The organism is Allorhodopirellula solitaria (genome assembly GCF_007859855.1).
In the GTDB taxonomy this organism is placed as follows: Bacteria; Planctomycetota; Planctomycetia; order Pirellulales; family Pirellulaceae; genus Rhodopirellula; species Rhodopirellula solitaria.
Genome location: NZ_SJPK01000004.1, coordinates 328,657 through 341,755, shown reverse-complemented (window position 1 = coordinate 341,755; position 13,099 = coordinate 328,657). Strand labels below are relative to the sequence as shown.

The 13,099-nt window shown below is 60.1% G+C and carries 9 protein-coding genes; 3 read left to right on the top strand and 6 right to left on the bottom strand.

Features of this window, described 5'->3' with window-relative positions:
- Positions 1-238: 238 nt before the first annotated feature.
- Complete coding sequence (locus CA85_RS10020; RefSeq protein ID WP_146391192.1) at positions 239-2,425, top strand: sialate O-acetylesterase; 2,187 nt, start codon at positions 239-241, stop codon at positions 2,423-2,425.
- Positions 2,426-2,437: 12 nt separating this feature from the next.
- On the opposite strand, the gene CA85_RS10015 is transcribed toward CA85_RS10020, so the two are convergent.
- The 6 genes from CA85_RS10015 to CA85_RS09990 form a co-directional block, all read right to left on the bottom strand.
- Positions 2,438-4,201 carry a fatty acid CoA ligase family protein gene (locus tag CA85_RS10015; RefSeq protein WP_146391191.1) on the bottom strand — a complete coding sequence of 588 codons (1,764 nt, stop codon included), beginning with the start codon at positions 4,199-4,201 and terminating at the stop codon, positions 2,438-2,440.
- On the bottom strand, positions 4,198-5,160 hold the full coding sequence (locus CA85_RS10010; protein WP_246112661.1) for an ATP-grasp domain-containing protein: 963 nt from the start codon (positions 5,158-5,160) through the stop codon (positions 4,198-4,200). Before CA85_RS10010 ends, CA85_RS10015 begins: the two co-directional genes overlap by 4 nt.
- Before the next feature lie 16 nt (positions 5,161-5,176).
- Entirely contained in the window at positions 5,177-6,169 is a 993-nt protein-coding gene (gene mch / locus CA85_RS10005) for a methenyltetrahydromethanopterin cyclohydrolase (RefSeq protein WP_146391190.1), read from the bottom strand.
- 36 nt (positions 6,170-6,205) lie between these two features.
- Entirely contained in the window at positions 6,206-7,180 is a 975-nt protein-coding gene (locus CA85_RS10000; protein ID WP_186774849.1) for a DUF4339 domain-containing protein, read from the bottom strand.
- Positions 7,181-7,269: 89 nt separating this feature from the next.
- Positions 7,270-8,679 carry a M20 metallopeptidase family protein gene (locus tag CA85_RS09995; protein WP_146391188.1) on the bottom strand — a complete coding sequence of 470 codons (1,410 nt, stop codon included), beginning with the start codon at positions 8,677-8,679 and terminating at the stop codon, positions 7,270-7,272.
- 326 nt (positions 8,680-9,005) lie between these two features.
- A complete protein-coding gene (locus tag CA85_RS09990; protein WP_186774848.1) occupies positions 9,006-10,757 on the bottom strand; it encodes a HEAT repeat domain-containing protein in 1,752 nt (583 codons plus the stop codon).
- 347 nt (positions 10,758-11,104) lie between these two features.
- Here CA85_RS09990 and CA85_RS09985 point away from each other — a divergent pair, with 347 nt between their 5' ends.
- Together CA85_RS09985 and CA85_RS09980 are read left to right on the top strand one after the other, a co-directional pair.
- Entirely contained in the window at positions 11,105-12,151 is a 1,047-nt protein-coding gene (locus CA85_RS09985) for an AAA family ATPase (RefSeq protein WP_146391187.1), read from the top strand.
- Positions 12,141-13,007: a DUF58 domain-containing protein gene (locus tag CA85_RS09980; protein ID WP_146391446.1), complete on the top strand. Its 867-nt coding sequence runs from the start codon at positions 12,141-12,143 to the stop codon at positions 13,005-13,007. Before CA85_RS09985 ends, CA85_RS09980 begins: the two co-directional genes overlap by 11 nt.
- Positions 13,008-13,099: the final 92 nt, after the last annotated feature.

The following is a 13,099-nucleotide window of genomic DNA, read 5'->3' as shown; positions in this document are numbered from 1 at the left end:
GAGGGTGAGTCCTCGTTTCGGATCCGCTGTTCAAACGTCCTCTCACTCGGCGCCGGTTCGCGGGATCGGCACCGTATGGTAGCAACCGCTGTCGATTCGCCACAGCCACAGACATTCGTGAGTTCGGTTGAGAATTGCCCCGCCATTTTGGTTATGATAGCGGAGCGATTTCGCAGCGACGGATCTCTCTCAATGAGATGCCGCTCGCTCCTGCACCTTTAGCCCACCGAGTACCGCCATGCCCATTGCCCGTTTCCGGTTCGCATCCTGTCTGTTGTCGATTGCGATCGGTTTAACTATTTCCGCTGCGGCCACGCACGCCGAAGTGCGACTCCCGTCCGTATTCAGCGACCACATGGTCCTGCAACAGAAGCAGGAAATCCGCATTTGGGGATGGGCTGAGCAAGGAGAGTCGGTGGAGGTTCGCTTCGCCGACCAAACGGCCACCACGCAGGCCGGCGAGAAAGGTCGTTGGGAGGTCAAACTTCCCGCCATGGACGCCAATGCAGAACCGCAGTCCCTGTTCGTCAAAGGCAAGAACTCAGTCGAAGTCAGCGACGTGTTAGTGGGCGAAGTATGGCTTTGCTCGGGACAATCCAACATGGCCTGGACTGTGCAGCGATCCAGCGATGCAGAGCAAGAGATTGCAGCAGCCGATTACCCCCTGATCCGGCATATCGCCATCCCGAGAACCTCAAGTTTCCTACCCGTCGATGATGTCCCCGCCGATTGGCAGGTCTGTTCACCGGAGACGGTCGCGAATTTCACGGCCTGTGGCTATTTCATGGCTCGGCACCTGCACCAAGAACTCGATGTTCCCATCGGCTTGGTGAATTCCTCCTGGGGCGGGACTCGCGTGGAGCCCTGGACTCCGCCGGTTGGATTCCAGCAAGTTCCCGCGTTGCAGAATATCTATGACTCCATCACCACTCGCTCACCGGGAACCGACGCCTACAAAACGCGTCTTGGCGAGCATATCGAAGCGACAAGCGACTGGGTCGAAACCGCCAAAGCGTCGATGAAGAGCAATGCCCTGCTCTCACCGAGTCCCGGCTACCCCGCCGAACTGCTGCCCTTCAGCAGCCATCAAGACCCGACGATGCTCTACAACGGAATGATCCACCCGATACTTGGATTTTCGATCCGCGGTGCCATCTGGTACCAAGGCGAATCCAATCATGTTGAAGGGATGCTTTACCTGGAAAAGAAAAAGGCGCTAATCGGCGGCTGGAGAGAACTTTGGAATCAGGGCGACTTTCCGTTCTACTACGTTCAGATCGCCCCGTATCAATACGGTAACGAAGACGTTGAGATCCTGCCGCGATTCTGGGAAGCGCAGGCCGGGGTGCAACAAGAAGTCCCGGCAACCGGTATGGTCGTCATCAATGATCTCGCTACGATCAACGATATCCATCCGCCTGCCAAGCAAGAGGTGGGACGGCGACTCGCTCGCTTGGCATTAAAAAATGACTATGGACACGAAGATGTCGTCGCCCGCAGCCCCGAAATGCAATCCCACGAGATCGCAGGCGATCAACTCAAAATTCAGTTCCAGCACACCGGCGGTGGACTGAAGACTCGTGACGACAAATCGCCGACGGATTTCGAAATCATCGGTTCAAGTTCAGGTGGATTTCAGCCTGCGACCGCAAAGATCGACGGCGACACGATCCTCCTGAGCTCCGACAAGGTCAAGAACCCGGTGGCCTTCCGGTTCGCATGGCACAAAACCGCCGAACCGAATCTGATGGGTGGCACCGGGCTGCCCGTGGGCGCCTTCCGCGGCGGCGAGATGCCCGATTTCGTGGACACACTGCCTATCAGTGACGGATATCAACTCGTCTACGACCTCGATCTCACCCGACTCGGCCGCGAAATCCAGTACGATGTCGACAACAGTGAAAAGATCGAAGCGTTTGACCGGATTGGCTATCTCGTGGAACTGGCCCGTGGTGATGAAGAGAAACAGGTGATCTTCGTTTCGATGGACGCCTTCACCGATGACGTTCAAAAGATCGGCATTCCCACGCAAGCGTCCGGAGCCCATTTTCAACAGCGGGTTGAATCGCTCGATATCTACACGAACGTCGAGGGCATCAAAACGGGCACCGGTGTGGCGAAAGGCAACCTCGAATTCTGGCCCAACAACTACGGTGCCAACAACGAAGGCAAGGTCCCCGGTGCAAACAACAGCATCTATGACTTCGGTGACTCACCAAGCGACCCTGTCAACGGATACGGAAGCATGCAGGTTCACCATTTCGGTGCCAAGCAAACTTTGTTCGCGATCAACAAGTGGAACGCGGGCTCGGAAGCTGATCTCGGCATCGGCAACAGCGACGGGGAAACTCGCGATTGGACCTTCACTGGGAACGCGGATACGTACTCGAGCAAACGTTTGCGGGTCTATGTGCACGTGAAATAGCGACCGCGTGGTTCATTCGCCGCGATTAACCTCCGCTGTGAGTTTCTCGCGGAAAATCTTGCTGTTGTGCCGGATGTCCACCGGCAGCGGTGTGCCGCGGATCACAAACTCAGTGATCCGCTGGGTCAGAGGATTCCGCGTCGCTACCTGCTGCAATCGCTCGATCAACTGATCGCGTCGCACGGGATCCTGTGCGACCGCGAGATCGGTCGGTTGAACCACGATCACGGGTGTCTGCTGCCCCGCCCGGCCACGGCCGACCAACGCGCATTTCTCCACCTCATCGTGGACGTTGAAGACGGCTTCGCAAGGGACGGTAAAGAATGTACGGTCCGTCGTCAGAACCCGGTGTCCCTTGCGTCCACAAAACCAAAAGCGGTCGTCGGCATCGAGGTATCCAACGTCTCCCATTCGGTGCCAAACGGTGTCGCCGTCGTGGACCTTGTGCAGGCGATTCTGGTCCCTTCGCGTCACGTACTCGCGAGTGACCATCGGCCCCGTGACGAGGAGCTCGCCGATTTTTCCGGGTGGCAATTCCGTGCAATCTGACAGTTCGCGGATCTCATCATCGTCGATCTCGATGACTCTCCACTGCACTCCGGTGAAACGAGTGCCGACGCAGACGCCTTTTCCCTTGTTCGCGGCCGGCCCCGTTTCGGTGATCACTTGCCGCGACTCGATCGACGCGATCGGCAAGGCTTCGGTTGCTCCGTAAGGCGTTTCGATATTCGCGTCCTCGTTGACAAACCGGCGGAGGCTCGCCAGCGTGGCTGCGGGAACGGGAGCCCCGGCGGAGAGGACGCGGCAAAGTGTTGGGAAGGGACGTCCCACGGCATGTTCCTCGCACCAACGGGTGACCGTTTTCCAAAGTGCGGGAGACCCGAATGCTTGATCCACTTCCCACTGCCGAGCCGCGGCAATGAGTTTGGTCGGGTCGACATCAGCGGGCCGGGTGGGGTCCATGTCAGGGATGATCGTGGTCACGCCCATCACCGCATCAAACAAGCCAAACAAGGGAAAACAAGCGAGGTCACGTGAACCCTGCTGGATGTTGTACCGCTCGGCAATCCGGTCGATCTGGGCATGAAAGGTGCCGTGCGTGTAGGACACGCCTTTGGGCGGTCCTGTACTACCTGTCGTGAAGATCACTGCGGCTTCGTCCTCATGATCGATCTCAGGGAGCGACGTCTTCTCGCGCTGCCCCATTTCCACGATCTGTGCCAGCGTTTTGCCACCCCAAAAATACCGTCTGCCGACCGTGACATTCCAGCGTGCGGACGGGAAACGGTGCCGCAATAGCGTTCGGATCGCCTGGGCTTTTGGGATCCCCACAAACCCATCGGGATTGATTTCCTGCAAACAATTGACGAGGTGTTTGCGGTCCATGCCGGGGTCGATCAATACCACACTCACGCCGGCCTTCATCAACGCGAAAACCAACTCAATGAATTGGGCGCCGAACGGGACGAGGCTGACCAGTCGCATGCCGGGTTGGACACCCCATGCAGCCAATCCGAGAGCAATCTCGGTGCTCCGTTGGTCCAACGTTTTGAACGTGGTCAACGCGTAGTCACGGTCGTGACCGTGCTTAGCCGGCGGCCCAGCAGGCTCGGCGATCGCGATCGCACCAGGCAGCAATCGCGAGATGCGCGTCAATCGGTCGGCGACATTCCCGCCGGCCAAACCGCTCGGGATGCGATCCGCACACGAGGACTCAGGTGAAGTCGGGCGATCCGAGGCGTCGTCGGGCTCATGGCCGTCTGCAGCAAAATTCATAGGATGTTGTCTTTCAAGACGGAAACAATTTGTTCGGCCAAGCAGACGGAGATCGTCCGCTGCGCGCTCTTCCAACCAGGAATCGCATTAACCTCGACGAGCCGGTAGTCGTTCCCAGCGGTCGTCTCGAGTAGATCGATTGCGGCCAGGGTCAATCCAAATTCGCTGCAGACCCGGCAGGCCAAGTCGCGCCAATGATCGCACAGTTCAACAGCCTCGGCGGTACCGCCTGCTCGGACATTCGTGCGAAAACCGTCTGGGCAGGTCCGCCGGATCGCGTGCACGTGAGGGCCGATGACGAGCAGTCGCAAGTCACGCCCCCCCGGTGCAACGAACTGCTGCACGTAGAGAACCGCTCCGAGTTGTTGTAGCGTCGAGAAGGTTGTCCAGGCCAGCTCCGGATCTTGGATTCGCATCACGCCGCGGCCCTCGCCGCCGAAGATCGGTTTGACAACCACATCGCCGCCGAATTGGTGAAACAATTCCATCGCTTCGGCGCGGGACTGGGCAATGCCTGTCGCAGGCGTCGCAATGCCCATCCGGGCAACTCTCGCGAGCGTGGCGTACTTGTCGATCGCGAGCTCGATAGCCGCCGGTGGATTGACGATGCTCGCCGCATTGTCGCTCTTGGCCCGACACCCGTATTCATCGTGCAAGACTGCCAGCCGAAAGAGGATCTGTTCCATGGAGCCCGGAGGCATCGTACGTGTCAAAATCCCATCGAACTGGTCAAGCGGCCATCCGCATCGATGGCCCGTATCCGGGGCTTCGCCCATCACGTTCGAGCTCGCCCCGGCCCGATCCACTCTCGCCACGATGGATTCATAATCCGCGAAGCAGACGTCCACGCCCGATCGCGTTCCGGCCGCTCGCAGCTCATTGAGATGCCAACCCAGCGGTGTCGTGGTAGCTCGATTAGCCGGCCGGCCACCGAGGACGAGCATGCGTGGTGAACTCACCGGTGCGGTCTCTCGCTCACGAGTCCATTCCGAACGACGCCTGGAGCAAGTCCGGGGCGAGCTTGCCGCTGCGCCATGTCCGTCCGCTTTGCAGCGAATGAATCGTTACCACTGCGGGACTGAATAGCATCGGATCCACTTTGTAGAAATCGTAATCGTACTGTTGGAACAGGGTGGCAAAGGGTTGCCCATAGTCCGACGACGAATGGCTGGGGATCTTGTCGGCGACTGCATCGATGGCAGCGTCGGGAGCATCGATCCACAGGGTGACTTTGGCGCCATAGAGCATCGCATCATTGGTGCGACCAATCCCACCCACACTGTCACCCCGTTTGGCTCCCGGCGGTAGCGGTGCGATGCCCGTCGCCGAGACCACCGTATGAACGTCAAAGTTGAGGGCGTGCAGTTTGTGCAGCGCTGTTTCGACACTCCGCGAGACAACTTGCACACAGCCGGCGATTGAGGTTACCGAGGCGACTCCGAGACAAACGCGTTCGGCGGGAACGCCGCATGCGTCCGCGATTTCGGCGATCACGTCGGCCCCGGGCAGGCGATCGGATTCGAGCACGCCCACGGCATGAGTATGTGCTTCGGCGGGAGTGTTCAAGCCGAGTTGCTGAAGCATCTCTTCGCGGCCGCGCAGCATCCGCATCGGACCGCTCGCCATCGCGAAGAACGAGTCCACCGAAAGCGGCCAACCCGCGTACTGGCCCCCCAGACACGCGGCGATGGGACGGTCGGTCGAAACCGTCACCGCCATGTCCGTTACCATGTCGTTTTCTGCGGGCGCAAGTCCAACCTCGGCATGATCGCCGAGGCACAGCTTCGCCAATACCAGGCCTAGTTGTAAGGATCCTAGTTCGTCGACACCGCAGTCGAGAACGCGAGCCCCGCCAATCTCATGGGCGGAGCAGCGAAGGTCAGCCGGTCGAGCCAGCGATTCGGCGAAGAGATCGCGGCTGCGTTCGTGCAAACGGTCGAGGGCAAAAGCGGTATTTTCAGAATTCATCCGCGTATCTTGAACGCGGACGCAGGGATTGTCCAGCTAGGACCACAGCAAGACAAGAATCAGCGCAGTCAGCAGTACGACGAAGACCAACCCCAGCATGACACTGAGGGTTAGCCGTTTTCGCGAGACGCGGTTTTTATTGGTGTCGAGCACCTTGCCGCCGGTCAGCAGTGGCGCCTCGGATTCAGCTCGCGAGCCGGGGGCCGCCGCCGCGGGCGCTTTCCGAGACGTCGCAGCAGCGGGGATTCTTCCAGGCAAATTTCCAGACGCTCTTCCAGACGTTGCTGCCGGCGTTCTTGCCGGTGACGCAGCTGCGGGCGCTCTCGCAGGCGACGCCGGGGCTGGGGCCGGGGCCGGGGCCGGGGCTCGGGCTGGCGATGGCGAGGTCAGCGGCTCTGCCGGCGCTGGGGCGGCATCCTGCTTCGGCGGCAACACGTCCCGCGCCACCTGCCACTCCGGCCACCCATCGCGCCACAGCATCGCCGAGTCAGCGACCCTGCCCTCTTCAATCCACTGGCCGAGCGTGGGACCGTCGGCCGGTCCGAACTGTCCGCCGCTCGAGGGACGCACGTACCATGTCGCCGACGCCCCACCCAATAGCTCATCGAGCAGCGATTGCCTGGAAGCGACGTGCTCACGATTCGCGGCCGATGAGTTGGACACCGGACTGCTGGCACTCGTTGCGGCCGCTGGAGATGCCGTGGCCGCAGGTTGGTTGTTTCGCGAGTCCGGCGGCGACCCCGCAGCTGCCTGGGAACCTGAATCTGACTGGGCGTTTGATTCTGACTGGGATGCAAACTCTGACGAGGCTCCCACAGGCGATTTTTGACTCGCGGTTGCCCCCGGTGCGTTCGGAGCTTCGCTGGCGTGGATCGGCGTGGAGGTTTCCGTGTCGTGTGCTGGTATGCGAAAACGCACTGAGCACGCCGGGCATATTCCGCGGCGTCCAGCTAGCTCTGATTTGATGTTCAGTCGCTTGCCACAAGCATGACAAGCAAAACGAACTCCCATGTTCTCTACCTTCCCCTCGAGGTGATGCCAGCCCCGTCAGACGGGATGGTCCAAAAACTTCTCTACCCAGTATACTTCGCTCGGCATGTTCAGTTCGGCGGCATCAATTCCAAGACCCCTGACGTCATGGCGCCAATGGAGACGCGCAGCGTTTGCTCGGCATCAGGATAGTAGACGGCCGAATGCAACGAGGCGGGGGGGATGCCAAGTTTTTCAAATCGATCGAGTCTCGCTTGGCTGACCGAACCGACCTTGTACATCAAAATTGGCACGCCTTCGATCCCATATCGACTGAAATCCTCGCCACCCATCGAGGGTTCATTCTCGACGACATTGTCATCGCCGAGTAGTTCGCTGAAAACAGTCCTCATTCTGCCGGCGAGTTCCGCATCGTTTTTCAACGAGGGTGTCCCTTCGCTGAGCACGACATCGGGTTCGGGGGCGGCGTGGGTCGCGGCGATTCCGAAGGCCCGGCGGCGGATCGCTTTGAGCAATTGATCGCGGACATCGGGGCTGTAGCTTCGCACGGTCAGTTGCAGCGTGCAGTCGTTCCCGATCACGTTGTGTTTCGTTCCGCCGTGGATGGACCCGACCGTGACGACAGCGGGTTCGATCGGCGCGATCTCTCGACTGACGATCATCTGCAGCGAGATCACCAACTCGGCGGCTTGCACGACGGGATCAATCGTCGTGTGAGGTGCCGATCCATGCCCCCCGCGACCCTTCATCGTGATATCGACACTATCCACATTCGCTTGCGAGAAACCCGGTCGTATACTGATCTGGCCCGTCGGCGTGTCGCTGCCAACGTGCATTGCCAAGGCATAGTCGGGCCGTGGGAAACGCTCGAACAGTCCGTCTTCGAGCATCGCTTTGGCTCCCGCGCCGTGTTCCTCAGCGGGCTGGCCGATGGCGAGAAGCGTTCCCGACCAAGCGTCCCGATGTTCCGCGAGCCACTGCAATACCGTCGTTAGGTTTGTCATGTGGATGTCATGGCCACAGGCGTGCATCACCCCGGTGCTGCTACCATCTTCGCGCGTGACCGTTTGCTTCGAGGCATAGGGGACCGGCGTCTGCTCGGTAACGGGTAGCGCGTCGAGGTCCGTCCGGAGCATCACGGTCGGCCCCTCGCCATTTTTCAATACGCCCACGATACCAAAACCGCCGACATTCTCGGTGACATCGAATCCCGCTTCACGCCACAGCCCGGCGAGTTTGGCAGCGGTCTCCTTCTCTTCAAAGGAAACCTCCGGGTGAGCGTGCAGCCATGCGTAGAGCTGGAGAACTTCCGGGAGTTGCTGGTCAAGCCACTGGGAAACATTGTGCTGATTGGCGACCGCACCGGGGCTAGCGACCGCGGTCGGATCATCCGCCCGCAGCGGCGTGCCAAACGACCCGATGATGCACCAAGCCAAGGCGAAAACGGCTGCTGCTGAAATCCCGACCCAGCGGAATCGAGGCGAATGCGACTGGAACGAGACAGGAGGATTCGGGTGCATGGCTAAGATTTTCCCTCGGTAGCAGAGGCTCGCGATTGGTTTTTGTGAGGCGCCGTCGTTGTATCTGCGGCCCTGACGTTCCCATGATAGAGCACCACGTGGCTGTCGTGTTGCCCACGACATCGACTCGAGTGATGCCGAATGGCCGCTGCGATCCACCTTTTGCATCACGTTGCGAATAGCGAACAACTCGGGAACATTCGCAAAACGAGCTGGCTACTATCCACGAGTTGTTGTTCGCCGACGGCGTTGAAGAGAATAGCCGGCCGTTGGAGCGTAAGCGAACACCATCGCAGATGTCTTGTGACCAGCCTTCTCAGGCCGGTCTACTCGTCGTCCTCGTCCTCGTCCTCGTCCTCGTCGCCGCCGTCCTCTTCATTCTCATCGGATTCGTCATCCTCTTCGCTCTCGCTGTCGGCACCGTCTCGGTAGTAGGTCCGTTGAGATTTCGGTAGTGGATCGAAGGCGAGCTGGTCGACGAGCATGCCTTGCTCCTTGGCCATCCGCAGGGTGGCGATGGCGTCGCCGTAGACGCCACCGACCTCGGTAATCCCGCGAATCAAGCTGGCGACGTTGGCATCGACCTCGGCAAACGCGTCGGGCTTGCCGGGTCGGAAGCGACTGATTCGGAGCCGCGTGCTGTCGGTGTTCGTGTTCGTATCCTCAAGGGGTCGAATCACGATTCCATCCGGGCCGATCATGGACATCGAGTGCGGAAGCGGGGTGAGGTCGCCCATCAGCACAATCTCATGTTTGCGAATCAGTGAAACGATCACCGCGGGGGGGCCAGCGGATTCGATTTCATACAAGCGGAACTGGCCCTGCAGGTTTTCCCCACGCAGTGTCACGCGGCCATCTTCACGGTCACGCAGCGCGGCCATCGCGCCGTAGCGGGCCTCGAGGCTGGCTTCGTCCAACAATCCCTTCAAGGCTGCCACGGCCGAGGTTTGGTCGATGCCTTGGAGGGCGATCAAGGCGGGGGCACGGAAGGCCGGTTCTGCCCGTATGCTATCAATCAAGGGCTCGATCGCTTCAACACGATCCAGATACGCCAACGCCTCGGCGGCATAGAATCGCAGTTCCGGATTCTCTAGCTTCGTCGCTTCGACCAGCGTCGGCACGGCGCCTTCACCGATCGCCTCGAGTTGCAGAGCCGCATCGGCCGCCGTCGTCGGCGTCCGCAGTTTCTTGCCGAGCTCAACCAATCGGGTTTGCGTGCTGCTCGATTCTGCCGCGAGCGTGAGGGCACGAACCACGGTCATCAATCGCTCTTCACGCTCGTGATAGCGAGGGTGCACATCGATCTCGATGAAATCGTCCTCGGTCGCCTTGGCGATCCCGCGGCGGGTCGATCCATCGAAGAAGTAGAAGCGGCTGTTGATCGCCTTGGCGATCGCTTTGGACACCTCGACGTGCTGGAATTGAGGGCGTACCACTAACCCAAGTTTGCGGTCCGATTGCACGACACCACCAGACAAAATTCGGCCGGTCACCTGCAGGGTGGGGTCCTCGGTCCCGTCGTAATCGGCGCGTGTCAGCATCCGGCCCGTCCCGATCGCGAGCACATCGCTGCTGCGGACGGTGTTCTGTAGCAATTGTTGATGCCGCAATCGAGTGTCGAGCAACCATCCGCCGTGGAGGTCGGTCGCCTCGGTTTTGGGCGGTGTGAGGATTTGCAGATCAATGACGTCGCCGCGGCGAGCGCCGGGGCGAATCAGCCCACGGACCTGCACGAGCGCATTGCTGTCACGTTCGAGGAACTCGTTGGGCTCGGGAATCTCATTGAGTTTCATCTCTTCGAGTAAACGCTCGCGGAACCCTGAAGGCAGGGCAGGGCCGCCCGTGCCCGGCAATTGGTTGACAACAGCCACGCCATTGACGCGAATCTCCTGCATCCCGTTGGGAATCGCAGCCTCGCGAATGAGATCAGGAAGCGCGGGCACACGAAGCAGTTTCTGCAGATGCTCTCTGTCTTCGTCGTTGGAGTTTCGTCCGAACCAGCTCGCGCAGCCCATCGGCACGATGACCCAGGCAGCTAAGACAGCTGTACAGAAAAGGCGATGATGCAAACGGGACATGGCTGGATTGTGGTGGCGAGGGGGACGGAGCGTTTGGCAGGCACGCATCGACAGAGCGGTTCAGGCCATCACCAACTCGTTGTTCGAAACGGGGTGGTCGACTACCTCACAAACGATTCGATTGCATGAAACAACTGTCCGTTAGCGACCGCTTGCGACAAATCGGCAACCGAGGGGCAAGTGTTTCAACCGCAGAGCTAGCCCATTGGGGGCCTCCAACACAAGATCAAGCTGGGAATTCGGGGCGCTCGGGTTCACAATTTGAAGCCCCCGGCATCACAAACCTGCTCGGTGGGTTAAACTGCGAGGACTCTTTGACTGAAACCGACCCTTTCGAGACCGTCTGAATGAACCAACCCCCTGTCAGTGAATCCGACGTGGGCTTGCTACATGCCGCCCGTGAGCGGGTATTGGCCCAACTCGGCAAGATCATCGTCGGCCAAGAACACGTGATCGACGAGATCTTGATTTGCCTGTTCAGCCGCGGACACGTGTTGCTCGAAGGCGTTCCCGGGCTCGCGAAAACGCTGATGATCAGCACGCTCGCGAAAACGCTCGATCTCTCGTTCAGCCGCATTCAGTTCACCCCCGACCTGATGCCTGCCGATGTGACCGGGACCGAGATCATCGAGGAGGACCGCGCCACAGGGCACCGCGAACTGCGGTTCATGCAGGGGCCGCTGTTCGCCAATATTGTTTTGGCCGATGAGATCAACCGCACGCCGCCCAAAACCCAGGCCTCGCTGCTCGAGGCGATGCAGGAGCGACAGGTCACCGCCGGCCGAGAACGGCACGTGCTCGACGACCCATTCTTCGTCCTGGCGACGCAAAACCCAATCGAACAGGATGGTACCTACCCCCTGCCGGAAGCGCAGCAGGACCGATTTATGTTCAAAATCTTCGTCGACTACCCGAGTTTCGACGAGGAGTTTGAAGTTGCCCGCCGCACCACGGGCACGTCGGATGAAGTTGCCGAACCCGTCCTCACCGCGGAGGAGATCCTGAGGTTACAGCACCTCGTTCGCCAGGTTCCCGTCAGCGATCATGTGATCCGCTACGCCCTTTCGCTCGTCCGTCAAACTCGGGTGGGCGGCGACGGAGTCCCCGACTTTGTCGATGATCTCGTCGGCTGGGGGGCTGGCCCCCGGGCGGTTCAATTCTTGATCCTCGGTGGCAAGGCCAGAGCGTTATTGCAAGGGCGACACCACGTGCAGGTCGACGACATCGCCGCCCTCGCCCCCCCCGTCCTGCGCCACCGCATGGTCGTCAACTTCACGGCCGAGAGCGAAGGCATCACGAGCGATGACGTGATCGAGCGAATCATTGGAGCGACCCCTACGACCGAAGACGAATTGTCACGCGATGCCCGATTCCAAAAAATATTTGCGACCTGAGGTCACTGCTCGCGTTCGCCGATTGGAACTGACGGCCCGCCGGGTCGTCGAGGGGTTTCTGTCGGGGATGCACCGCAGTCCGTACTTCGGCCAGTCGATCGAGTTCCTGCAGCATCGCCCCTACGTGGCCGGTGATGAGTTGCGGCATATCGATTGGAAGGTGTATGCGCGCCAAGATCGCTTGACGATCAAACAGTACGAAGAGGAAACCAACCTCCGCTTGCACCTGCTCGTCGATTGCAGTGGCAGCATGGGCTACGGTCAAGGCGATCGCAATAAGTTCCACTACGCCTCGTCGATTGCGGCCTCGTTGGCTTACCTCGCCCTCCGGCAAAAGGACGCCGCTGGCCTGTTCACGTTCGATACCGAGGTTCGCGACAGTGTCCCCGCACGCAGCAACCAGCACCAACTCCACCGGATGCTGCGGGCGCTGGCGTCATCGGCGACCGACGGAGAAACGCAGCTCCCCAAAGTCACCCGGCAGGTCGCCGCTGCGATCCCACGAGGTGGCTTGGTGTGCGTGATCTCGGACTTGCTCGGCGTGGAATCGCTCACCGAAGGCCTCCGTCTGCTGCGGGCCCAGGGACACGATGTCGCCCTGTTTCAGGTTCTCCACGATGATGAAATCGACTTCGAGTTCACCGGTGCGACGCGTTTTGAAGGCCTTGAAGACCCCGCGTTTCTCAACTGCAACCCAGCCGCTTTGAGAGAGGGGTATCTCGAAGCCCTCGATCAATTCTTAGAGCAGGTACGTCGCACGTGCGGCCGTTTGAAGATCGACGCCATGCAGGTCCGCACCTCCGACCCGCTCGACGCCGTCCTGGCCAAATTCCTATCCGCCCGCCAAAAGGCTTAACCTTCTTGAGAGCCTCGAGAGCTACGGCTCTGTCGCTCCGATCGTCTCGCCCAGTCCGAAGCTTCCATTCGCACCCTCTCTTTCAATCCTTT